This is a genomic window from Rhodococcus sp. IEGM 1354 (assembly GCF_030056855.1).
Lineage (GTDB): Bacteria > Actinomycetota > Actinomycetes > Mycobacteriales > Mycobacteriaceae > Rhodococcoides.
Genome location: NZ_JASHKT010000004.1, coordinates 354,987 through 378,746 on the forward strand (window position 1 = coordinate 354,987; position 23,760 = coordinate 378,746).

General features: G+C 65.2%; 22 protein-coding genes. 13 read left to right on the forward strand and 9 right to left on the reverse strand.

The features are described from left to right. Positions 1–32 precede the first annotated feature (32 nt). Genes QM588_RS11250 through ku form a run of 3 tightly spaced genes read left to right on the forward strand, consistent with a single transcriptional unit; the run spans position 33 to position 2,965 of the window. Positions 33–821 carry an SDR family oxidoreductase gene (locus QM588_RS11250; protein WP_283313300.1) on the forward strand — a complete coding sequence of 263 codons (789 nt, stop codon included), beginning with the start codon at positions 33–35 and terminating at the stop codon, positions 819–821. Continuing rightward, positions 818–1,960 (forward strand): lycopene cyclase family protein, encoded by a 1,143-nt coding sequence (locus QM588_RS11255; RefSeq protein ID WP_283313301.1) that lies wholly within the window; start codon positions 818–820, stop codon positions 1,958–1,960. Before QM588_RS11250 ends, QM588_RS11255 begins: the two co-directional genes overlap by 4 nt. Positions 1,961–2,011: 51 nt before the next feature. Next, the gene (gene ku, locus QM588_RS11260; RefSeq protein WP_283313302.1) at positions 2,012–2,965 is read left to right on the forward strand and encodes a non-homologous end joining protein Ku; all 954 of its coding nucleotides are present in this window, start codon (positions 2,012–2,014) and stop codon (positions 2,963–2,965) included. A gap of 21 nt (positions 2,966–2,986) precedes the next feature. Here the strand turns inward: ku and QM588_RS11265 are convergent, their stop codons facing one another. From QM588_RS11265 to QM588_RS11295, 7 genes are read right to left on the reverse strand one after another with little or no spacing between them, the layout of a single operon-like run. Beyond that, positions 2,987–3,367 (reverse strand): metal-sulfur cluster assembly factor, encoded by a 381-nt coding sequence (locus QM588_RS11265; RefSeq protein WP_027497026.1) that lies wholly within the window; start codon positions 3,365–3,367, stop codon positions 2,987–2,989. Continuing rightward, a complete protein-coding gene (sufU, locus tag QM588_RS11270) occupies positions 3,364–3,861 on the reverse strand; it encodes a Fe-S cluster assembly sulfur transfer protein SufU (protein WP_283313303.1) in 498 nt (165 codons plus the stop codon). Before sufU ends, QM588_RS11265 begins: the two co-directional genes overlap by 4 nt. Further along, positions 3,861–5,153 (reverse strand): cysteine desulfurase, encoded by a 1,293-nt coding sequence (locus QM588_RS11275; protein ID WP_283313304.1) that lies wholly within the window; start codon positions 5,151–5,153, stop codon positions 3,861–3,863. The genes sufU and QM588_RS11275 overlap by 1 nt, the downstream gene beginning before the upstream one ends. A gap of 2 nt (positions 5,154–5,155) precedes the next feature. Further along, the gene (sufC, locus tag QM588_RS11280) at positions 5,156–5,932 is read right to left on the reverse strand and encodes a Fe-S cluster assembly ATPase SufC (RefSeq protein ID WP_027497023.1); all 777 of its coding nucleotides are present in this window, start codon (positions 5,930–5,932) and stop codon (positions 5,156–5,158) included. A 39-nt stretch (positions 5,933–5,971) separates the two neighbouring features. Beyond that, positions 5,972–7,162, reverse strand: a complete 1,191-nt coding sequence (gene sufD, locus QM588_RS11285) for a Fe-S cluster assembly protein SufD (RefSeq protein ID WP_283313555.1) — start codon at positions 7,160–7,162, stop codon at positions 5,972–5,974. Between the two features lie 24 nt (positions 7,163–7,186). Then, positions 7,187–8,632 carry a Fe-S cluster assembly protein SufB gene (gene sufB / locus QM588_RS11290; RefSeq protein WP_027497021.1) on the reverse strand — a complete coding sequence of 482 codons (1,446 nt, stop codon included), beginning with the start codon at positions 8,630–8,632 and terminating at the stop codon, positions 7,187–7,189. Continuing rightward, positions 8,629–9,474, reverse strand: coding sequence for a helix-turn-helix transcriptional regulator (locus tag QM588_RS11295; RefSeq protein WP_283313306.1), 846 nt, complete (start codon positions 9,472–9,474; stop codon positions 8,629–8,631). The genes sufB and QM588_RS11295 overlap by 4 nt, the downstream gene beginning before the upstream one ends. A gap of 253 nt (positions 9,475–9,727) precedes the next feature. On the opposite strand from QM588_RS11295, the gene mptB reads away from it, so the two are divergent. The 4 genes from mptB to QM588_RS11315 all read left to right on the forward strand — a co-directional run bounded on the left by mptB (position 9,728) and on the right by QM588_RS11315 (position 14,196). Further along, complete coding sequence (gene mptB, locus QM588_RS11300) at positions 9,728–11,386, forward strand: polyprenol phosphomannose-dependent alpha 1,6 mannosyltransferase MptB (RefSeq protein WP_283313557.1); 1,659 nt, start codon at positions 9,728–9,730, stop codon at positions 11,384–11,386. Continuing rightward, on the forward strand, positions 11,383–12,327 hold the full coding sequence (locus QM588_RS11305; RefSeq protein WP_283313309.1) for an ABC transporter ATP-binding protein: 945 nt from the start codon (positions 11,383–11,385) through the stop codon (positions 12,325–12,327). The genes mptB and QM588_RS11305 overlap by 4 nt, the downstream gene beginning before the upstream one ends. Positions 12,328–12,329: 2 nt before the next feature. After that, on the forward strand, positions 12,330–13,124 hold the full coding sequence (locus QM588_RS11310; RefSeq protein WP_442972903.1) for an ABC transporter permease: 795 nt from the start codon (positions 12,330–12,332) through the stop codon (positions 13,122–13,124). A gap of 67 nt (positions 13,125–13,191) precedes the next feature. Continuing rightward, positions 13,192–14,196 carry a COX15/CtaA family protein gene (locus QM588_RS11315; protein ID WP_283313313.1) on the forward strand — a complete coding sequence of 335 codons (1,005 nt, stop codon included), beginning with the start codon at positions 13,192–13,194 and terminating at the stop codon, positions 14,194–14,196. Positions 14,197–14,369: 173 nt separating this feature from the next. Here the strand turns inward: QM588_RS11315 and QM588_RS11320 are convergent, their stop codons facing one another. After that, the gene (locus QM588_RS11320; RefSeq protein ID WP_283313315.1) at positions 14,370–14,744 is read right to left on the reverse strand and encodes a hypothetical protein; all 375 of its coding nucleotides are present in this window, start codon (positions 14,742–14,744) and stop codon (positions 14,370–14,372) included. A 136-nt stretch (positions 14,745–14,880) separates the two neighbouring features. Here QM588_RS11320 and QM588_RS11325 point away from each other — a divergent pair, with 136 nt between their 5' ends. Then, positions 14,881–15,846, forward strand: a complete 966-nt coding sequence (locus QM588_RS11325; RefSeq protein ID WP_283313317.1) for a quinone oxidoreductase family protein — start codon at positions 14,881–14,883, stop codon at positions 15,844–15,846. A gap of 27 nt (positions 15,847–15,873) precedes the next feature. Here the strand turns inward: QM588_RS11325 and QM588_RS11330 are convergent, their stop codons facing one another. Continuing rightward, entirely contained in the window at positions 15,874–16,878 is a 1,005-nt protein-coding gene (locus QM588_RS11330) for a heme o synthase (protein WP_283313319.1), read from the reverse strand. A 444-nt stretch (positions 16,879–17,322) separates the two neighbouring features. Here QM588_RS11330 and tkt point away from each other — a divergent pair, with 444 nt between their 5' ends. From tkt to pgl, 5 genes are read left to right on the forward strand one after another with little or no spacing between them, the layout of a single operon-like run. After that, positions 17,323–19,422, forward strand: coding sequence for a transketolase (gene tkt, locus QM588_RS11335; RefSeq protein ID WP_283313322.1), 2,100 nt, complete (start codon positions 17,323–17,325; stop codon positions 19,420–19,422). Between the two features lie 3 nt (positions 19,423–19,425). After that, positions 19,426–20,550, forward strand: a complete 1,125-nt coding sequence (tal, locus tag QM588_RS11340; protein ID WP_222059143.1) for a transaldolase — start codon at positions 19,426–19,428, stop codon at positions 20,548–20,550. A gap of 3 nt (positions 20,551–20,553) precedes the next feature. Further along, on the forward strand, positions 20,554–22,110 hold the full coding sequence (gene zwf, locus QM588_RS11345; protein ID WP_027497012.1) for a glucose-6-phosphate dehydrogenase: 1,557 nt from the start codon (positions 20,554–20,556) through the stop codon (positions 22,108–22,110). Further along, complete coding sequence (gene opcA / locus QM588_RS11350; RefSeq protein WP_283313324.1) at positions 22,107–23,015, forward strand: glucose-6-phosphate dehydrogenase assembly protein OpcA; 909 nt, start codon at positions 22,107–22,109, stop codon at positions 23,013–23,015. Before zwf ends, opcA begins: the two co-directional genes overlap by 4 nt. After that, positions 23,008–23,751, forward strand: a complete 744-nt coding sequence (gene pgl / locus QM588_RS11355; protein ID WP_283313326.1) for a 6-phosphogluconolactonase — start codon at positions 23,008–23,010, stop codon at positions 23,749–23,751. Before opcA ends, pgl begins: the two co-directional genes overlap by 8 nt. Positions 23,752–23,760: the final 9 nt, after the last annotated feature.

Genomic DNA, 23,760 nt, shown 5'->3' on the forward strand with positions numbered 1-23,760 from the left:
GGAACGCAGGTGACCCCGGTAACGTCTGAGCGATGACCGACGTCCCCGAAACGGCCACTGCCCGCCCAGCCCTGCCCCCCGACCTCACCGGACGGACCGCATTGGTCACCGGGGGCAGTCGAGGCATCGGCCGAGCGATCGCCGCAGAACTGCTCGCACGCGGCGCCAACGTGGCCATCACCGCGCGCAAGCGGGAACAGTTGCTGGCCGTCGCGGCGGAACTCGGCGACTCCGTACTCGCGCTGGACGGTAACGCGGGCGACCCGGAACACCGGCGCACTGCGGTGGACCGGACCGTCGAGACCTTCGGTTCGCTGGACATCCTGATCAACAACACCGGTATCAACCCCGTCTACGGCTCGCTGATGGATGCCGACCTCATCGGTGTGAGCAAGATCTTCGACACCAATGTCGTCGGCACGCTCGGCTTCGTGCAGAACGCGTTCCATGCGTGGATGGGCGAACACGGTGGTGCGGTCGTCAACATCGCCAGCGTCGCGGGCATCAGATCCACCGGAGTCATTGCCGCTTACGGCGCATCCAAAGCTGCGCTGATCCGGCTCACCGAGGAGCTGGCATGGCAGCTCGGGCCGAAGATCCGCGTCAACGCGGTGGCGCCGGGCGTGGTGAAGACCAAGTTCGCCGAGGCGTTGTTCGCCGGCGGCGAAGAGGCAGCAGCGGCCGGCTACCCGATGAAGCGACTCGGTACCCCCGAGGACGTGGCATCGCTCGTCGCCTTCCTGGTCTCGGACGCGTCCTCGTGGATCACCGGTGAGACGGTGCGCGTCGACGGTGGCCTGCTCGCCACCGGCGGAATGTGAGCGACCTGTCGGCCGACGTCGCCGTGGTCGGGCTGGGACCGGCGGGTCGCGCGATCGCCCACCGCTGCGCGGCCGCGGGAATGGACGTTCTCGCGCTCGATCCGCACCCGTCCCGAACCTGGACGCCGACCTACTCGGCATGGGCGGACGAATTGCCGTCGTGGCTGTCGGAGTCCGCGGTCGCCTCGACTGCATGCAGGCCCGCAGTGTGGACCGATCGGCACCGCGTCATCGACCGCACGTACTGCGTGCTCGACACGCGTGCCCTGCAAGCCTCGCTGACCCTCGACCTCGTGCGAGTGCATTCGGGCACCGCAGTCGACGTCACCGGCACCCGTGTCACCACCGTCGACGGGACGGTCGTCACGGCACGCCACGTCGTCGATGCGCGCGGGACGCTCGACTCGCGTGATCTGGCGCAGCAGACGGCATACGGAATTGTCGTCGAGCGGGAACGCGCCGAGCCCATTCTGGAAGGCTCCGACGCCTGGTTCATGGATTGGCGTGCCGACAACGGCGCACGACCCGGTGACGTTCCGAGTTTTCTCTATGCCGTCGCGCTCGACGACCGACGCGTTCTGCTCGAAGAAACGTGCCTGGTCGGCAGGCCTGCCCTCCACCTCGATGTGCTCCGGACTCGTCTGCATCATCGTCTCGCCCGACGCGATCTCGTGCCGACCGGGACCGAGGACGTCGAGCGGGTGCGTTTCTCGGTCGAACCTCCGCCGCGCTCGCGGCTGCGCACCCCACGAAGCGGGCCCGTCTTGTTCGGGTCGCGGTCGAATCTGATGCATCCAGCGACGGGATACAGCGTCGCGGCGTCGTTGGCGTCCGCGGATCACCTGGTCGACGGGCTTCGTACCGGCAAGCCGGGAAGCCGACGCGCACTCCACACCTGGACGGTGCAGAAGCTACGCAACCTGGGGCTGCGCACTGCGCTGAGCCTCGAGCCGGAGATGGTTCCGCAGTTCTTCGCCAGCTTCTTCTCGCTGCCGGTCGAACTGCAACGCTCGTACCTGTCCGGTCACGACGACGCCATCGGGACCATGACCGCAATGCTGAGAATGTTTCCCACACTTCCGGTCTCGGCCAGGGTGGCCATCGCACGCACCGTCGTCCACGCTCCGAGACGCGGCTGAGTTTCTCGTCAACGGTCGACACACAGGTGCCCGGTCGGCGATCATGAACACATGCGCAGCATTTGGAAAGGCTCGATCGCCTTCGGACTCGTCAACGTGCCGGTCAAGGTCTACTCGGCCACCGAGCAACACGACATCCGGTTCCATCAAGTGCACGCGAAGGACGGAGGACGAATCAAGTACGACCGCATCTGTCAGGAGTGCGGCAAGTCGGTTCAGTTCGCCGACATCGACAAGGCGTACGACTCCCCCGACGGCGAGCGCGTGATCCTCACCGACGACGACTTCGACAAACTCCCCGCTGCCGAGAAGCACGAGATCCCGGTGCTCGAATTCGTTCCGACCGAGCAGATCGATCCGATCCTTTACGACAAGAGTTACTTCCTGGAGCCCGACTCGTCGTCGCCCAAGGCATACGTACTGCTGCGTGAGACGCTGGAAGAAACCGAACGCACTGCGCTCGTGCATTTCACGCTGCGACAGAAGACGCGGCTGGCAGCACTCCGGGTCCGGGACAACGTGCTGGTCATCCAGACTCTGCTGTGGCCGGACGAGGTGCGGGCAGCAGAATTCCCGTCACTCGACGACGCACCGTCGGCGCGCCCGCAAGAAGTGAAGATGGCGACGTCGCTCGTCGAGAGCATGTCCTCGGAATTCGATCCGACTGAGTACACCGACGATTACCAGATCGAACTACGCAAACTGATCGACGAGACTCTGGCGAACGGTGGAGAGAAGGTCATCCACACCGAGGCCGAATCCCAGGACGACGGCGAAGACGCGGAGGTCGTGGATCTGGTCGCTGCCCTCCAGCGCAGCGTCGAGGCCGCGGGGAAGAACGCGAAGTCGGGGTCCGATTCGGCATCATCGTCGTCGAAGACACCGGCCAAGAAGACCGCTGCCAAGAAAACCACCGCGCGGAAGACCCCGGCGAAGAAGGCTCCGGCCAAGAAGGCCGCAGCGAAGAAGGCTGCCCCGTCCACCGACGAAGCGAAGGGTGCGTGACGGGGCAGCCGGACTCGACCGTCAGACGGTAAAGCCGAGAGCCCGCAGCTGCTCACGTCCGTCGTCGGTGATCTTGTCCGGTCCCCACGGTGGCATCCAGACCCAGTTGATCTTGAGGTCGGCGGCGAGCCCACTGCGCACCAACGCACCACGGGCCTGATCCTCGATGACGTCCGTCAACGGGCAGGCCGCCGACGTCAGAGTCATGTCGACGGTGACGATGTCCTCGGCGTCGATCTTGATGTCGTAGACCAAGCCGAGATCGACGACGTTGATTCCCAGCTCGGGGTCGACGACGTCGCGCATCGCTTCTTCGAGGTCCTCGAGCACCTTGATCTCGTCGGCGGTGAGTTCCACCGGCGTCGTCGTCACAGCCGGTGTGGTCTCTGTTGCGTCGGTCATGATTGCTGTCCTCCGGAAAGTGCCGACTGGGCGGTCCCGCCCGTCGTAGCTGTCGTATCTGCGTTTACTACTCGAACAACCGCATCCTTGAAAGCCATCCAACCCAGCAAGGCGCATTTCACGCGAGCCGGATACTTGGCCACCCCGGCGAACGCAACGCCGTCGCCGATGACGTCTTCGTCTCCTTCGACGGTACCTCTGCTGCCGACCATCTCGCTGAACGAATCCACGGTCTTCAAGGCGTCGTGGACCGACAATCCGACCACCTGATCGGTCAACACCGACGTGGCGGCTTGGCTGATCGAGCAACCCTGACCGTCGTACGAGACGTCCGCAACGGTGCCGTTGTCCACGTGAACCCGCAGAGTCACCTCGTCGCCGCAGGTGGGATTGACGTGGTGCACCTCTGCGCCGAACGGCTCACGCAGTCCGCGACCGTGCGGATGCTTGTAGTGATCGAGGATCACTTCCTGGTACATCTGTTCCATTCGCATCAGGCGTGTCCCTCCTCACCACTGCGGTCGGTGCCGAAGAACGATTGCGCGCGACGAATCGCGTTCGCGAGCACGTGCACTTCCTCGACGGTGTTGTACAACGCGAAGGACGCCCGCGCGGTGGCGGCCACTCCGAAGCGCCGATGCAATGGCCACGCGCAATGATGTCCGACGCGAATGGCGACACCCTCGTCGTCCAGGATCTGTCCGAGATCGTGTGCGTGAATACCGTCGACGACGAACGACACTGCCGAACCTCGGTCGACGTTCTCCGTCGGGCCGATGACGCGGACCCCGTCGATATTTGCGAACTCGGCGAGAGTCGCTGCGACCAACCTCTTTTCATGAGCTGCCACGGCGTCGATACCGATGTTGTCGAGGTACCGCACGGCGGCACCGAGCCCGATGACCTGCGATGTCATGGGCACACCGGCCTCGAAGCGTTGCGGCGGAGGCGCGAACGTCGTCTTCTCCATCGTGACCGTCTCGATCATCGAACCACCGGTGATGAACGGCGGCATCGCATCGAGCAGTGCGGCCTTGCCGTACAACACTCCTACACCCGAGGGTCCCAGCATCTTGTGGCCGGAGAACGCTGCGTAGTCGACATCGAGGTCGTGGAAATCGACCTTCATGTGCGGCACGGACTGGCACGCGTCGAGAACGACGAGCGCGCCGACAGCTCGGGCGCGACGCACCAACTCCTCGACGGGAGCGACGGCACCAGTCACGTTCGACTGGTGGGTGAACGCGACGACCTTCACCGCGGACGACAATTCCAGCGAGTCGAGGTCGATTCGACCGTCGTCGGTCACGCCGTACCACCGCAGAGTTGCGCCGGTGCGGGCCGCAAGCTCTTGCCACGGAACGAGATTGGCGTGGTGTTCGAGTTCGGTGACGACGATTTCGTCACCGGGTCCGAGATGACGATCGAAGCGTTGATCGGCCAAGACGTACGTCACGAGGTTGAGCGACTCGGTTGCGTTCTTGGTGAAGACGATCTCGTCGACGTCCGCACCGACGAACGCGGCGATATCCGCCCTGGCTCCCTCGTACGCGTCGGTGGCTTCCTCGGCCAGCTGATGCGCCCCGCGGTGCACCGCGGCGTTATAGGTGGTGAGGAACTCGCGTTCGGCGTCGAGTACCTGCACCGGCCGCTGCGACGTTGCGCCGGAATCCAGGTACACCAACGGCTTTCCGTCGCGGACGGTGCGCGAGAGGATAGGAAAATCGCGGCGAACGGTAGCGACATCGAACGATGTCGCCACCGCCACACCTGCCGGTGCAGCCATACTCATGCTCCGGTGGTCGCGGCCTGCGTGTAGCCGGCGTAGCCGTTGGCCTCGAGCTCGTCGGCCAGCTCGGCACCGCCGGACTTGACGATCTCACCGTTGACGAAGACGTGCACGAAGTCGGGCTTGATGTAGCGAAGAATGCGGGTGTAGTGCGTGATCAGCAGCACTCCCCCGTCTTCGCGCTCCTTGTACTTGTTGACGCCCTCGGACACCACGCGCAGAGCGTCGACGTCGAGGCCGGAATCGGTCTCGTCGAGAATGGCGATCTTGGGCTTGAGCAGTCCCAGCTGCAGGATCTCGTGACGCTTCTTCTCGCCGCCGGAGAAGCCCTCGTTGACGTTGCGCTCGAGGAAGTTGGCCTCGATCTCCAGTTCGCTCATGGCGGTCTTGGCTTCCTTGACCCAGTGCCGCAGCTTGGGGGCTTCGCCGCGCACGGCCGTCGCGGCGGTGCGCAGGAAGTTCGACATCGATACTCCGGGCACCTCGACCGGGTACTGCATCGCCAGGAACAGACCTGCGCGGGCGCGCTCGTCGACGCTCATTTCGAGAACGTCTTCACCGTCGAGGGTGATGGTGCCGGAGGTGACGGTGTACTTCGGGTGGCCCGCAATGGCGTACGACAAGGTGGACTTGCCGGAGCCGTTGGGTCCCATGATCGCGTGCGTCTCGCCGGACTTCACGGTCAGATCGACACCTTTGAGGATGTCGATCGGCTCGGCGGACGAGTCGGTGTTGGCGACGCTGACGTGCAGATCGCGGATTTCGAGTGTGGACATCACAGTTCCTTTGTGCAGTCGAGAAAGGTTCGGGTTGGCCTACGCGCCGACGACGGCGAGTTCGGTCTCGATGGCAGCATCGAGACGCTCGCGTACGGCGGGGACCGGAATCTTGTCGATGATTTCGTGGAAGAAGCCGCGGACGACCAGTCGGCGGGCCACCTCCTCCGAGATGCCGCGAGCACGGAGGTAGAACAGCTGCTCGTCGTCGAATCGGCCGGTAGCACTGGCGTGCCCCGCTCCGACGATCTCGCCGGTTTCGATTTCCAGGTTCGGTACCGAATCGGCGCGAGCGCCATCGGTGAGCACCAGATTTCGGTTCAGTTCGTACGTCTCGGTGCCCTCGGCCTCGGCGCGAATGAGAACGTCGCCGATCCATACGGTGTGTGCGTCGACGGTGCCGGGTCCGGTTTCGCCTTGGAGCGCACCCTTGTACATCACGTTCGACTTGCAATGCGGAGCCGAATGGTCGACGAGCAGTCGCTGCTCGAGGTGCTGACCTGCGTCGGCGAAATACACACCGAGCATGTTCGCGTCACCGCCGGGCGCGCTGTAGCGCACGGTCGGGCTGATGCGCACCAGATCGCCGCCGAGGCTGACGTTGTAGTGGCGCAACACAGAGTCACGTCCGAGCAGCGCGTGATGGGCGGCCACGTGCACCGCGTCCGACTGCCAGTCCTGAATCAGCACGACGTGCAACTGTGAGCTGTCACCCAGCACGAATTCGACGTTCTCGGCGTACGTGCCGCTGCCGCGCTGATCGATCACGACGGTGGCGCGAGCAAATGTGCCGAGGCGAATCTGCACGTGTCCGTAGGCGACGTGGTCGACGCCCGGTCCGTCGATCGTGATCTCGATCGGCTCCGCTACCTCGACCTCGTTCGGAACACTGACGATCGTGGCCTCGGCAAAGGCCGAATATGCCTGTGCGGCAATCCGATCGGCAGGCACGCCGGCCTTCCCGAGTCGATCGTCATCGCGTCCCACGGTCTCCACGACCACCTGGTCCGCAGCCTCGACGGTGACCTGCGCGGTCCCGTCGGCGACTGCCGATCCGTCGTGCAGGCCGCGAAGGCGACGCAGCGGCGTGAAGCGCCACAGCTCGTCGCGGCCCGAGGGCACCTCGAACGCGTTCACGTCGTACGACGTGAACTGCGCGCCCTTGTTGGCGACGAGCTTCGACTTGTCTTCCTTGGCGGAATCGGGGTTCTCGGATGCCACGGCACCCATGACTCCGGTGAGGGGGTTGTTCACTTATCCGACCGACCCTTCCATCTGCAACTCGATGAGCCGGTTGAGCTCGAGCGCGTACTCCATCGGCAGTTCGCGAGCGATGGGCTCGACGAATCCGCGGACGACCATTGCCATGGCCTCGTCCTCGGTCATGCCGCGGCTCATCAGGTAGAACAACTGATCGTCACTGACCTTCGAGACCGTGGCCTCGTGACCCATCGACACGTCGTCCTCGCGGATGTCCACGTACGGGTAGGTGTCGGAACGACTGATCGTGTCGACGAGCAGGGCGTCGCACTTGACCGTCGAACGCGAGCCGTGCGCGCCCTTGTTGATCTGGATCAGACCGCGGTAGGACGTCCGTCCACCGCCACGGGCGACGGACTTGCTGACGATGTTCGACGACGTGTGCGGTGCCAGGTGCAGCATCTTGGAACCGGTGTCCTGGTGCTGATCGGGCCCTGCGAACGCGACCGAGAGAACCTCGCCCTTGGCGTACTCGCCGGTCATCCACACAGCCGGGTACTTCATGGTGACCTTGGAGCCGATGTTGCCGTCGACCCACTCCATGGTTGCGCCTGCTTCTGCCTTGGCGCGCTTGGTGACCAGGTTGTAGACGTTGTTCGACCAGTTCTGAATGGTCGTGTACCGGCAGCGACCACCCTTCTTGACGATGATCTCGACCACAGCGGAGTGCAGCGAATCGGACTTGTAGATCGGCGCGGTGCAGCCCTCGACGTAGTGCACGTAGGCACCCTCGTCGACGATGATCAGCGTGCGCTCGAACTGGCCCATGTTCTCGGTGTTGATCCGGAAGTAGGCCTGCAGCGGGATGTCGACGTGCACGCCCGGCGGGATGTAGATGAACGATCCACCGGACCACACTGCGGTGTTCAACGCAGAGAACTTGTTGTCGCCTGCGGGAATGACGGTGCCGAAGTACTCGCGGAACAGCTCCGGCTGCTCCTTGAGTGCGGTGTCGGTGTCGAGGAACAACACGCCCTGCGCCTCGAGATCCTCACGGATCGAGTGGTAGACGACCTCGGACTCGTACTGCGCGGCGACACCGGACACGAGGCGCTGCTTCTCGGCCTCGGGGATGCCGAGCTTGTCGTACGTGTTCTTGATGTCCTCGGGCAGGTCGTCCCACGTGGCAGCCTGCTTCTCGCTGGACCGCACGAAGTACTTGATGTTGTCGAAGTCGATGCCGTCCAGGTCGGAACCCCAGTTGGGCATGGGCTTGCGGTCGAAGGTCTTGAGCGCCTTCAGGCGGGCTTCGAGCATCCACTCGGGCTCGCTCTTCTTGGCCGAGATGTCACGAACGACGGCCTCGGACAAGCCGCGCTTGGCGCTCGCGCCGGCCACGTCGGAATCGGCCCAGCCGTATCCGTAGGTGCCGAGCGATGCGATGGTCTCGTCCTGAGTCAGCGGCGCGGCGGGTGTCACCTGGTCTGGTGTGACGGTCATGCGGGCTCCTTCCGGAGGCGTGTGCGTTCTCCGACACGGGGCTGCGTGTCAGAGGTCATCTTGTGTGAACTATCTGTCGATACGTCGGTATCGGATCGACCGCTCCTCGATCGCGTCGAGGTGAGCGGTACGTGTGTGGTGCAGGCGCAGTTGCCGTTCGCGATGGTGGCAAGACGCTGCACGTGCGTGCCGAGGATCTCGGCGAACGCCGCTTGTTCCGCCTCGCACAGTTCGGGAAACTCAGCCGCGACGTGCGAAACCGGGCAATGGTGCTGGCAGATCTGCACCCCGTTGCCGACCTGCCGCGTGGTGGCCGAGAATCCCGCTGCACTGAACGCATCGGCAATTCTTCCCGCCGCCGTTTCCACGGCATGGGCGTCGGAACCGGTCGCAGGTTCGACGTCGGCAACGATGGTGTTGACGCGTTGCCGCGCGAACGTCTCGATGGCGTCGTTGCCACCGATCTTGCGCAGCTGCCGCATGGCGGCTCCGGCCAGATCGTCGTAGGTGTGGCCCAGCCGATTGCGGCCGGCTGCGGTGAGCTGGAAGTGCTTGGCCGGTCGACCGCGTCCACGCTGACGTGCTCCGGCCGGCGTGGTGATCCTGGCCTCGCCTGCATCGATGAGCGCATCGAGGTGGCGCCGGACACCGGCCGCGCTCAATCCCAGGCGAGTGCCGATATCGGACGCGGTGATGGGGCCTTCTTCGAGCAGTAGGGTGACCACCGCGCCCCGCGTCTGCCCCTCGGGGGCCGATGCCGGTCGCACCGACGACGCGCCTGCTCCGGCGGTCGATGGATCGACGCTTCCCGGACGCACGAGCGAGCTCTCGGTTGTTTTCACAACACCAGTGTGACGGAATTGTTTCACCTGGTCCAGCAAGGGTGCCCTATCCCTCAGGTGAATCCGAGCCGGGCGACGCAGGCCGCGGAGTCCGGAGGACCGGGTGAATCGCGCCATGGCACACAGCTACGCTCCCACTGTGCCATCGACCGAGAGTGAGCAGAGTTCCGAGAACTCGCCTTCCGCGACCGGTGCCAGCTCGTCCCCCGATCCCGAGAACCCCGAATCCACGCGCGGCACGCTGCTGCACAGGATGATTCTCACCCCTGCTCGGCGCGTGTTCGGCCTGGAACCGACCCCACCGGGTGCCGGTGTCGCCACGTTGCACGGCGACGAACCGGAGGCGCCCGGTCTCGATCCCGCCGAGACCGTTCAGCTACGCAACATTCGCCGTTTCGGAGCCGCGGGCGCGCTGCTGATGGCGATCGGCGCGCTCGGCGCGGGTGCGCAGCCGGTACTGCAGAACCCGATCGCGGGCGTCCGGTTACTGAGCCTGCCGTCGCGCATGGCCACGTCGGCTCTGACGGTGACCATGACGGGAACCGTCGTCGTGGTCCTCGCGTGGCTACTGCTCGGCAGGTTCGCGTTGGGGCGGACGCGATCGGGCGCGACTCCTCGCCGCCTGTCCCGATCGCAGATGGACCGAACTCTGCTGCTGTGGATCCTGCCGCTGAGCGTCGCACCGCCTATGTTCTCGCGCGACGTCTACTCCTACCTGGCCCAGAGCGAGATCACGGCCCGCGGTCTCGACCCCTACGAGATCGGCCCCGTGGATGCACTGGGGGCCGACAACGTGCTGACCCGGACGGTGCCCAACATCTGGCGAGAGACTCCGGCACCCTACGGTCCGCTGTTCCTGTGGATGGGGCGCGGGATCACGTACTTGACCGGCGAGAACATCGTCGCCGGCATCTTTCTGCACCGCCTCCTCGCGTTGGCGGGAGTGGCGCTGATCGTCTGGGCGCTGCCACGGCTCGCGCGCCGCTGCGGGGTCGCGTCGGTCACGGCGCTCTGGCTCGGAGCCGCCAACCCGCTGTTGCTGTTCCACCTGGTAGCCGGAATCCACAACGAGGCCCTGATGATCGGGCTCATGCTCGCGGGCACCGAACTGGCGCTGCGTGCGATCGAGCGCCCGGGTGCCTTGCGCAGCACCGATATTGCATTCCTCATCGGCGGAGCCGGCGTGATCGCTCTGTCGTCGACGGTGAAGATTCCCTCGCTGATAGCACTGGGGTTCGTCGGTATGGCGCTGTCGAGGCGGTGGGGCGGCACTCTCAGATCGGTTGCCTACGCTGCGCTGCTGCTCGGCACGATCGCCGTTGTGGTCCAGATAGCCGTGAGCCTCGGCAGCGGGCTCGGTTTCGGTTGGATCCACACGCTGGGAACCGCGGGGGTGGTGCGCAGCTGGATGTCGATTCCCACGATTCTCGGCCTGGCTACCGGATTCGTCGGCGTGCTACTCGGCCTCGGCGATCACACCACTGCTGTGTTGAGTCTCACTCGGCCGATCGCAGCCGTCGTCGCCGGCGTCATCGTCATCCGAATGCTGGTCGCTGTCCTGAGGGGCCGATTGCACTCGGTGGGAGCACTGGGGGTAGCGCTGGGAGCAGTGGTTCTCCTGTTCCCCGTAGTCCAGCCCTGGTACCTGCTGTGGGCGGTGATTCCGCTGGCCGCATGGGCCACCACTCCGTCATTCCGGCGTCCTGCCATCGCCTTCTCGTCCTTGGTGAGCGTGATCCTCATGCCGAACGGCAGCGAGTACCAGCCGTTCCAGATCGTGCAGGCCGCAGTGATGACCATCCTGACCATCGTCGTGTTGTATCTGCTGACACGGAACCGACTGCCGTGGCCCACGCGCAGCGGACCACCGGCACCCGAGCGGCGCACCGACGAATACGCTGGGTCCTCGTGATCTCCGGGACGTCGAATGCGGCGCAACCTGTCGTGCAGTTGACCGACGTGCGCAAGTCCTACGACGGCACCACCGCCGTCGACGGACTGAGTCTGAGCATCGGTGCGGGTGAAGTTCTCGCACTGCTCGGCCCGAACGGTGCCGGTAAGACCACGACCGTCGAGATGTGCGAGGGCTTCGTCGTACCCGACAGCGGCACGGTCAGAATCCTGGGCCTCGACCCCATCGCCGAGTCCGCCCAGCTCAGACCCCGCATCGGCGTCATGCTCCAGGGCGGCGGTGCCTACCCGGGGTCCAAGGCAGGCGAAATGCTCGAGCTCGTCGCCTCGTACTCGGCCGACCCTCTCGACACGACATGGCTGCTCGACTGCCTCGGCCTGACCTCGGCGGTCCGCACACCCTATCGGCGGTTGTCCGGTGGCCAGCAGCAGCGACTGGCGTTGGCCTGTGCCATTGTCGGCCGCCCCGAGTTGGTGTTTCTGGACGAACCGACAGCCGGACTCGACGCCCAGGCTCGACTGCTGGTGTGGGAATTGATCGACGCACTTCGACGCGACGGCGTCGGCGTTCTGCTGACCACACATCTGATGGACGAGGCCGAGCAGCTGGCGGATCGTCTGACGATCATCGACAACGGTCGCGTCGTCGCCTCCGGATCCCCGTCCGAGCTCACCAAGCAGGGTGCCGAGGGACAGTTGCGCTTCTCCGCTCCCCCCGGTCTCGAACTCTCTCTGCTCGACGCGGCGCTGCCCTCCGGTTACGTACCGTCGGAGACATCGCCGGGGTCGTACGTGGTCACCGGAGTGATCGAGCCGCAGATCCTGGTTGTCGTCACCTCGTGGTGCGCGCAACAGAACGTGCTGGCGACGGAATTGCAGGTCGATCAGCGGCGGCTCGAGGACGTGTTCCTCGAACTGACCGGTAGAGAATTGAGGATGTGACGGTGCGCAGAAAAGCCCGGCTCGCCGACAACCGTTTCGAGACAGGACTGTTCGCGCCGCGCCCACAGCCGGCGTCGGCGGCTCGGATGCTGTTCGCGCAGTCACGTCTCGAGTTGAAGTTGTTGCTGCGCAACGGTGAACAGCTGCTGCTGACGATGTTCATTCCGATCACGCTGTTGATCGGACTGACCCTGCTGCCGTTCGGCGAGCTCGGCGACGACCGCGTCGCGCGAGTCGTGCCGGCAGTGATGATGGTGGCCATCATGTCGACGGCATTCACCGGACAGGCGATCGCCGTCGGATTCGATCGTCGCTACGGCGCCCTCAAGAGACTCGGTGCCACGCCGCTCCCACGGTGGGGAATCATCGGCGGAAAGTCGGTAGCCGTCGTCATCGTGGTGATCATGCAGTCGGTTCTGCTCGGCTCGATCGGCGTCGCCCTGGGCTGGCGACCGAGTGTGTCGGGCCTGCTGCTCGGGGCGGTCGTCATCGCTTTGGGGACGGTCACGTTCGCGTCGATGGGTTTGTTGCTCGGCGGCACCCTGCGGGCGGAGATCGTGTTGGCCTTGGCCAACGTCGCCTGGTTCGTGATGCTCGGGATCGGCAGCGCTGTGTTCGTCGACGATCAGATCCCCCAGGGCCTGCAGAACGTCGCACGGATCGTCCCGTCCGGCGCACTCGGCGAAGCGCTCAACCGCGGTGTGGCCTCGTCCTTCGACCTCTTCGGGGTCGCTGTGCTGCTGGTCTGGGCTGCGGTCTGCGGCACTCTCGCGGTGCGAACGTTCAAATTCACATGAGCGAGGCTTTCCGCCGGCCGCTCTACCCAACGACGCTGTGTAGTTGATCGGCGTTTACCATCGTGGAGTGCCCTACCTCCTACGGAAGCTCTACGGCGTATTCCTGCGCCTCGTGGCCTATTTGCCCCTGCCCTCGCTGCGGGTACAGCGGGTGCTGGCATTCATCGCCATCCTCACCCAGGGCGGCATAGCCGTCACCGGTGCGGTCGTTCGAGTGACCGGCTCCGGGCTCGGGTGCCCCACCTGGCCGCAATGCTTCCCCGGAAGCTTCACCCCGGTCGGGGTATCCGAGGTCCCTGTGCTGCATCAGGCCGTCGAGTTCGGCAATCGACTGCTCACCTTCGTGGTGGTCATCGCCGCTGCGGCTGTCGTTCTCGCTGTCACTCGGGCGGCCCGGCGGCGAGAGGTGTTGCTGTTCGCGTGGTTCATGCCACTGGGAACCGTCGTCCAGGCCGTCATCGGCGGCATAACCGTGCTGACCGGCCTGCTGTGGTGGACGGTGGCCATTCACCTCGTGGTGTCGATGGCGATGGTGTGGCTGGCTACGCTGCTGTTCGTCAAGGTGGGTGAGAGTGATGCCGCGCCGAAGTCTGTGCCCACCGTCCCCACCGCGCTACGTGGGCTCACCGCCCTGTCCGGCGTCGCGCTGACCGGCGTACTGATCGCGGGAACGATGGTGACCGGTGCCGGCCCGCACGCCGGCGACAAGAGCATCGAAGAACCGGTACCGCGCCTGGGCATCGAGATCGTCACGCTGGTGCACGCACACTCACAATTCTTGGTCGGGTATCTCGCACTGCTCGTCGGGCTCGGCTTCGCCCTGTACGCAGTCGGAGCACCGACTGCGGTCAAGCAGCGGCTGCACGTTCTGGTGGCAATCGTGCTGGCCCAGTCCCTGATCGGTCTGGTGCAGTACTTCACGGGCGTTCCCGCAGTACTCGTCGCGTTTCACGTCGCCGGTGCCGGAGCCTGCACGGCTGCCACGGCAGCACTGTGGGCATCGTGCAGAACACGCGGTCCTGCGGTTGTCGGCCGGGAAGACGACGTCGACAGGGTCGCCGCAGCGTCCTGAGGCCCAGCACTCTCGGTGCCGACTCCGAACACCGGCTCGAGGCGTAGGTTTCGAACGACAGCGGAGGGGCAGCCGACCTCCCCCTCAGATGGCCGACTGCCCCTCCACTCACTTCGACGCATCGGAACGCGAAACGGTTCCCGTCGAGTCGAAACCAATGTGCGACTCTCGTCCTACCCGACGATGGCCTGGTTGCGAGCCTTGGGGAACTTCTTCTGCCGAGCGACCCAGCCGGCCATCTTCTCGTAATGGCCTGGTGCCGGATTGACCGAGCTGACCAGCTCACGGTCCCACTCCGCCTCGGTCAGTTCGTCGAACCTGGCCACGATCGCGTGTGCCACCGCTGTCGTCGGAACCACCTGATCTCCGAGCACTCCGTCGGCACCGACCAGAGTCAGCCTGGTTCCCGCCCGGCCGAGGGGTTGGATCACCACACTTGCCGAGTTTCCGTGATCGGCGAGGAAAGCCTTCACGGCCGCGAGAGTTCCTTTCGGAACCTCGTTGGACGTGTCCTTCTCGTTGCCCGCACTGTCGATTTCGGTAGCCATGCAGACACGATACCGAGGTTGTCCACCGTGGCGGCATCGGCCCGCCGAATCGCTACTGATCGGTAACTTGTTGCACCCGTTCGTTGGAGCGTGCGTCGGACCTCGAACGCACATCGCTCCCGTGTAGAACAGGAACATGCGTGCCATTCGAGTAGACAACACCGGCGGACCCGAGGTCATGGTCGTCGTGGACGTGCCCATTCCCGAGCCCGGACCGGGGCAGGTTCTCGTGCGAGTCGACGCCATCGGCATCAACTACATCGACACCTACTTCCGCCGCGGCCTGTATCCACGGTCCTTGCCCTACATCCCCGGCGACGAGGGTTCCGGAGTGGTCCACGAGGCCGGCCCGGACGTCACCGCGTTCGCTCCCGGGGACCGTATCGCCTGGGCGGCCGCGCCGGGTAGCTACGCCGAGTTCGTGGTCGTGGACGCCTCGTCCGCCATCTCCGTTCCCGACGGCGTTCCGGCCGACCAGGCGGCGTCGGCGCTGCTGCAGGGTATTACTGCTCACTATCTGATCGAGTCCACCTACCCGGCACGCAGCGGCGAGACGGTCCTCGTGCACGCGGGCGCGGGAGGAGTCGGACTGCTGCTGACCCAGATGGCGGTCGCAAAAGGCGTGCGGGTCATCACCACGGTGTCCACCGATGCCAAAGCAGAGCGATCGACCCAGGCCGGTGCAGCCCATGTACTGCGCTACGACGACGACATCGCGGCCCAGGTTCGCGAACTCACCGGCGGCGAGGGCGTCCATGCCGTCTACGACGGTGTCGGAGCCGACACGTTCGAGGCCAGTCTGGCGTCACTGCGTATCAGAGGCACGCTGGCCCTGTTCGGTGCTGCGAGCGGCCCGGTACCGCCGTTCGATCCACAACGGCTCAACGGAGCCGGATCGGTGTTCCTGACCAGGCCCACTCTGGCGCATCACATGCAGGACCGAGCCGAACTCGAATGGCGTGCGGGTGATGTGTTCGACGCATTGTCGAGCGGCGCTCTGACGGTCGAGGTCGGCGCTCGTTACGCGCTCGAAGATGCCGCGCAGGCGCACACCGACCTGGAGGGGCGTAAGACGACCGGTTCGATCGTTCTCGTCCCCTGAGCAGCTACGGAGTCAGGAGGCGCTCGTTCAGGAGACCAGCTGGGCGAGCGTCTGCCAGCCGAGGACAGAGTCGATGGCAAGGCCGCAGAACACCAGCGCCAGATATTCGTTGGACAGAATGAAGAGCTTGAGAGGCTTGACCGGTGTTCCGGCCCGCACGCCTGCGTACAGGCGATGCGCCACGACGAGGAACCAAATTCCCGATGCCACCGCGATCACCGCGTAGACGACGCCGGAGCCCGGGGCCAGTGCCAACGTCGCAGCAACCGTGGCCCACGCGTAGAGCACGATGTGCTTGGTCACCTTGGTCTCCGACGCGACGGCAGGGAGCATCGGGACGTTGGCCGCCTGGTAGTCCTCCTTGTAGCGAAGCATCAAGGCCCAGGTGTGCGGCGGTGTCCACAGGAAGATGACGAGGAACATCACCAGCGCCTGCCAGCCGATCGTGCCGGTGACGGCGGACCAGCCGATCATGACCGGCATACAGCCGGCGGCACCGCCCCACACCACGTTCTGCGAAGTTCGGCGCTTGAGCACCAGGGTGTAGACGAAGATGTAGAAGCAGATCGTGACGACGGCCAGCACGCCGCTGAGGAGGTTGGTCGTCGCCCAGAGCCAGAAGAACGAGAACACCCCGAGGACGAGACCGAACACCAGTGCGTGCGACACAGGCATCGCGCCGCGGGCCAACGGCCGCTTCTCGGTGCGCTTCATCACCTTGTCGATGTCTGCGTCGACCACCATGTTCAAGGTGTTCGCGCTCGCCGCGGCCAGCATTCCACCGAACAGTGTGGTGAGAATCAGCCACGGGTCCACGTGACCGCGATCTGCCAGCAGCATCGCGGGAATGGTCGTGACGAGAAGTAGCTCGATGACCCGAGGCTTCGTCAGCGCGACATAGGCCAGGAAGAGAGCCCACGCTCTGCGCGGCGCCGACGCCGGCGCGGCGTGTTCGGTGTCGCCCTGGTCGTCTGCTCCGAATCCGGGGCCGCCGGCGAAACCGTGTCCGCCCGGCTGCTGCCCAATTCGCACTGCGTCTCCTCGCACGACTGTCGTTCTCTGGCGCTCGGCCACTTGCCACGCGCCGTCGGGCACGCGGGTTCGTTCCTGGCGGCCGACCGATCCTGGGAGAACCGCCTCACGAGGACCTCGGCCACCGACGCGCACGCGGATGGTCCCGGTTCGGAAATTGCCCCCGGGAGCCGTCGAGCATGCGCCTACTACAGACGATGGTAGACGGCGGGGTTTGCACGTCCAATTCGCAGGGCACCCAAACCGAACAACGATGCGGCGACGCCACACACGTTCGTGCTCCGACGGGGGAAGGCACGACAGTAGCGACGGTCGGAACTAGGCTGGTGGGGGACGTCCTTCGGCATCGACTACGTTCGCGCCTCACGCAGGCGCTGTGCAGTTACCGCCGAGCGACGAATCCTCGGAGCCACAACTCGAACGAATGTCAGGAGATTTCTGCTCGTGTCGATCACAGACGATATTGACGTCCTCACCACGGCGCACCACCCCAGCGACTGGACGGACCTGGACACCCGAGCGGTCGACACCGTTCGTGTCCTGGCAGCGGACGCAGTGCAGAAGGTCGGCAACGGCCACCCCGGAACCGCGATGAGCTTGGCTCCCCTCGCGTACACCCTGTTCCAGCGCACCATGCGCCACGACCCGACCGACACGCACTGGATCGGCCGCGACCGTTTCGTGCTGTCGTGCGGTCACTCCAGCCTGACCCTGTACCTGCAGCTCTACTTGGGCGGATTCGGCCTCGAGCTCGCAGACATCGAAGCACTGCGGACCTACAAGTCCAAGACCCCGGGGCACCCCGAGTTCCGCCACACCGACGGCGTCGAGATCACCACCGGCCCTCTCGGCCAGGGACTGGCTTCCGCTGTGGGAATGGCAATGGCATCGCGCCGTGAACGCGGACTGTTCGATCCAGAACCTGCGCTCGGTGAGAGCCCGTTCGATCACTTCATCTACGTGATCGCCTCCGACGGCGACATCGAAGAAGGCGTCACGTCCGAGGCGTCGTCGCTCGCAGGCACCCAGCAGCTCGGCAACCTGATCCTGTTCTACGACGACAACAAGATCTCGATCGAGCACTCGACCGATATCGCCCTGTCCGAGAACACCGCGGCTCGGTACGAGGCCTACGGGTGGCACGTACAGGTCGTCGAGGGCGGCGAGAACGTCACCGCGATCGAGGACGCCATCGAGGCCGCCAAGGCCGTCACCGACAAGCCGTCGATCATCGTGCTGCGGACCATCATCGGGTTCCCGGCTCCGACGATGATGAACACCGGAGCCGTCCACGGTGCCGCGCTGGGCGACGACGAGGTCGCGAAGGTCAAGCAGGCCCTGGACTTCGACCCGGCCAAGACGTTCGAGGTCAGCGACGAGGTCATCGGCCACACTCGCAAGCTCCAGGAACGCGGCCGCGCCGCACACACCGAGTGGATGACGCAGTTCGAGGCCTGGGCAGCCCGTGAGCCCGAGCGCAAGCAGTTGCTCGACCGTCTTCAGCAGGGCACGCTGCCCGAGAACTGGACCGACGTGCTGCCCACGTGGGAGCCCGGTAGCAAGGCCGTCGCGACCCGTGCGGCCTCCGGCGAGGTCCTCAACGCGGTCGGGCCAGTACTGCCCGAACTGTGGGGCGGCTCGGCCGACCTCGCAGGCAGCAACAACACCACGATCAAGGGTGCGAAGTCCTTCGGCCCCACGTCGATCTCCACCGACGACTGGGATGCCGAGCCGTACGGCCGCACGCTGCACTTCGGTATTCGTGAGCACGCCATGGGTGCGATCCTGTCGGGCATCGTCATGCACGGTCCGACCCGTGCGTACGGCGGAACGTTCATGCAGTTCAGCGACTACATGCGCCCGTCGGTTCGCCTGGCGTCGCTGATGGACATCGATCCCATCTACGTGTGGACCCACGATTCCATCGGCCTCGGCGAAGACGGCCCGACCCACCAGCCGGTCGAGCACCTTGCGGCCCTGCGTGCGATTCCCAACCTGTCGGTCGTGCGCCCCGGTGACGCCAACGAGACGGCCTACGCCTGGCAGTCGGTGCTCGCCAGGTCGAGCAGCAGTGGCCCCGTCGGCCTGGCGCTGACGCGTCAGGGCATCCCGATCCTGGAAGGCACCAGCTTCGAGGGCGTCTCGAAGGGTGGCTACATCCTTTCCGAGTCGTCCAAGGCCGCTCCCGACGTCGTCCTGATCGGCACCGGTTCGGAGCTGCAGTACGCAGTGGAGGCCCAGAAGCTGCTCGAGGCGCAGGGCATCGCGGCACGTGTGGTGTCGATGCCGTGTGTCGAGTGGTTCGAGAGCCAGGACCAGAGCTACCGAGACCAGGTCATTCCGCCCACCGTCAAGGCGCGGGTGTCCATCGAGGCCGGCATCGCGATGCCGTGGTGGAAGATCGTCGGCGGTTTCGGCGAGATCATCTCGCTCGAGCACTACGGCGAATCTGCCGATGCGGCAACACTTTTCCGCGAGTTCGGCTTCACGGCCGACGCCGTCGTCGCGGCCGCGCAGCGCTCCATCACCAATGTGAAGGGATAACTCATGACCCAGAACAAGAACCTTGCCGAATTGTCCGCCGCCGGAATTTCGGTGTGGCTGGACGACCTGTCCCGCGACCGCATTCGGTCGGGCAACCTGAAGGACCTGATCGACACCAAGAGCGTCGTCGGCGTGACGACCAACCCGTCGATCTTCCAGGCCGCGTTGAGCAAGGGCGACGCCTACGACGAGCAGGTCACCAAGCTCGCCGGCGAGGGTGCCGATGTCGAAACCACGATTCGTACGGTCACCACCGACGACGTCCGTGAGGCGTGCGACATCCTCGTACCGCAGTACGAGGCCAGCGCGGGCGTCGACGGCCGCGTGTCGATCGAGGTCGACCCCCGCATGGCGCACGACGCGGACAAGACGTACGAGCAGGCCGTCGAACTCTGGAAGATCGTCGACCGTCCGAATCTCCTGATCAAGATTCCCGCCACCGAAGAAGGCATCCCCGCCATCGCCAAGGTGGTCGGTGAGGGAATCAGCGTCAACGTCACACTGATCTTCTCCGTCGAGCGCTACGAGCTGGTCATGAACGCGTACCTCGAAGGCCTCGAGGCCGCCCGCGCCGCCGGTCACGACCTCGACAAGATCCATTCCGTGGCGTCGTTCTTCGTGTCCCGAGTGGACAGCGAGATCGACTCGCGGCTGGACGCCATCGGCACCCCCGATGCCGAGGCCCTCAAGGGCAAGGCCGCCCTGGCCAATGCACGCCTCGCGTACGTGGCCTACCAGCAGGTCTTCGAGGTGGCTCCCCGGTTCCGCGAACTCGCGGGCAACGGTGCGCGTCCGCAGCGGCCGCTGTGGGCCTCGACGGGCGTCAAGTCCGACGCCTACCCGGACACCATGTACGTCACCGAGCTCGTCTCTCCGAACACCGTGAACACGATGCCGGAGAAGACCATGGACGCGGTCGCAGACCACGGTGAGATCGTCGGCGACACGGTCTCGGGTAAAGGACCGGAGTCGCAGGAGATCTTCGACCGCATCTCCGCCCTGGGCATCGACCTCACCGACGTTTTCCTGACCTTGGAGAACGAGGGCGTCCAGAAGTTCGAGGCTGCGTGGAACGAGTTGCTCGAAGCGACCGAGGAGCAGCTCCGCCAAGCAGGTCAGAAGAGCTGACCTGTGCCCACCGCAGACACAGAAAACCTGAATTCCGCGGACTGGCGCAATCCACTTCGCGACGCGCGAGACAAGCGGCTGCCCCGCATCGCCGGGCCGTGCAGCATGGTCATCTTCGGGGTAACCGGTGACCTCGCGCGTAAGAAGCTCATGCCTGCGGTTTACGACCTGGCGAACCGGGGGCTCCTGCCCCCCGGTTTCGCCTTGGTCGGCTTCGCCCGCCGTGAGTGGCAGAACCAGGATTTCGAGAAGATCGTGCACGACTCGGTGCGCGATCATGCTCGAACTCCGTTCAGCGAAGAGGTGTGGAACACCCTTGCCGAGGGCTTCCGGTTCGTTCAGGGTTCGTTCGACGACGATGCCGCGTTCGACGAGTTGTCGCGGACGCTCACCGAACTCGACACCACTCGCGGCACCGGCGGGAACCATGCCTTCTACCTCTCCATCCCACCCGGCGCTTTCCCCGTTGTGCTGCAACAACTTTCACGTTCCGGACTGGCCCAGGCCCAGGACGGCAACTGGCGACGTGTCGTCATCGAGAAGCCGTTCGGTCACGATCTGCAGAGCGCCAAGGAACTCAACGCGATCGTGAACCGAGTGTTCCCCGAGGACACCGTCTTTCGGATCGATCACTATTTGGGTAAGGAGACAGTGCAGAACATTCTTGCGCTGCGCTTCGCGAACCAGTTGTTCGATCCGATCTGGAACGCGCACTATGTGGACCACGTGCAGATCACGATGGCCGAGGACATCGGATTGGGCGGTCGCGCAGGCTATTACGACGGAATCGGGGCAGCCCGCGACGTTATTCAGAACCACCTCCTTCAGTTGCTCGCCATCACTGCGATGGAGGAGCCGGTGAGCTTCAATCCCACCGAGTTGCAGTCCGAGAAGATCAAGGTGCTCTCGGCAACCAAGCTCGCCGAGCCGCTCGATCGCACCTCCGCCCGCGGGCAGTACTCCGCCGGGTGGCAGGGCAGCCAGAAAGTGAAGGGGCTCAAAGAGGAAGAGGGGTTCGACTCCGAGTCGAACACCGAAACCTACGCCGCCATCACTCTCGAGGTCGACACTCGGCGCTGGGGTGGAGTTCCGTTCTATCTGCGTACCGGAAAAGCGTTGGGCCGCAGAGTCACCGAGATCGCAATGGTGTTCAAGCGCGCCCCACATCTGCCGTTCGACGCCACGATGACCGAGGAACTCGGTCAGAACGCACTGGTCATTCGAGTCCAGCCGGACGAGGGCGTCACGATGCGCTTCGGTTCCAAGGTTCCCGGGTCCAGCATGCAGGTGCGCGACGTCAGCATGGACTTCAGCTACGGACAGGCGTTCACCGAGTCCTCGCCCGAGGCGTACGAGCGACTGATACTCGACGTTCTCCTGGGCGAGCCCTCGCTGTTCCCGGTCAACGCCGAAGTGGAACTGTCGTGGAAAATTCTGGACCCGATTCTCGAGTACTGGGCCTCGGGCGGTACTGCCGAACCGTACGAGGCCGGCACCTGGGGTCCGTCCTCGGGTGACGAGATGATGCACCGCACCGGACGCGAATGGAGAAGGCCGTGATTGTCGACATTCCCGCCACCACGACGGCCGAGGTCGGCAAGAAGCTCGTCGAGGTTCGCGAAGCAGGTGGCGCGGTCACCATCGGCCGCGTGCTGACCTTGATCGTTGCGAGCCGTGATGCAAGCAAGGCCGAGCGGGCGATCGATGCCGCGAACGAGGCGAGCAGGGAACATCCGTGTCGCGTCATAGTCCTCATCCACGGTGATCGGTCCGCCGATTCGAGTCTCGATGCGCAGATCCGCGTCGGTGGGGATGCCGGCGCTTCCGAGGTCGTCGTCCTGCGGCTGAACGGCGAGCTCGCCGATCACGAACACAGCGTCGTCATTCCCTTCCTGCTGCCGGATACGCCGATCGTGGCCTGGTGGCCGGACGAGGCACCGACGGTTCCGGCGAAGGATCCACTGGGCCGGTTGGCGATCAGGCGGATCACCGATGCCACCAACTCGTCGGATACCACCGCAGCGATCAAGGGACGGCTGAGCAGCTACACCGAGGGTGATACGGATCTTTCCTGGAGCCGAATCACCTATTGGCGCGGTCTGCTGGCGACTGCCCTCGATCAGGCACCGTTCGAGGCAGTCACCTCGGCCACCGTGTCGGGGCTGGCCGAGGAGCCCGCACTCGACATTCTGGCCGGCTGGTTGGCAGCGAAGCTCGACGTACCGGTCTACCGTCGAGCAGGCGAGCTCAAAGTGGAGCTGACCAGGGAGAACAGCAGTATTTCGCTGACCCGTCCGCAGACCGGCAAGACCGCCACCCTGCGGCGCACGGGCCAGCCCGACGCACAAGTGGCTCTTGCGCGTCGCAACACGCGCGAGTGCCTGGCCGAGGAACTGCGGCGGCTCGACACGGACGAAATCTACGAACTCGCCCTCCACGGTCTGTCGAAAGTGAGCTATGAGTAATCAGTCGGTCCTTCGATACCTCGATGCACAGGGGCTGGTCGACGCCGCCCGCACTCGCTTCGTCGACGTCGTCGTTGCGGCACAGGCCGAGCGCGGTGTCGCGTCGGTGGTGCTGACCGGAGGCGGAACGGGGATCGCCCTCCTCGAGGCATTACGCGCGGATTCCGGGGCCATCGACTGGTCGCAAGTGGATATCTACTTCGGTGACGAGCGCTTTCTGCCCTCGGGCGATCCCGAGCGCAACGAAGTCCAGGCGTCGGACGCGTTGCTGAAGCACGTCGACGTGCACCCGGATCGGCTGTTCACGATGGCGACGTCGGACGGCGCGTACGGCTCCGACCCGGAAACGGCTGCAGCGGCCTACGCACAGACGCTGCACTCACGAGCCGCTGACGGTGAATGCCCCGACTTCGACATCCACCTGTTGGGTATGGGCGGCGAGGGCCACATCAACTCGCTCTTCCCGCACACCGACGCGGTTCGCGAGGAGCGTCGCTTCGTCGTGGCCGTCGAGGACTCCCCCAAGCCGCCACCGGTACGCATCACACTCACTCTGCCCGCCGTCCGGAGGGCCAAGCACGTGTGGTTGCTGGTGTCCGGTGCAGGCAAGGCCGAGGCCGTTGCCGCCGCCGTCGGCGGCGCAGCGTCCGACGACTGGCCGTCGGCCGGGGCTGTCGGCGCGGAATCGACGGTTTGGTTCGTCGACGAGGCCGCGGCCGCACAGCTGGACCGGTGATCGGCTCGA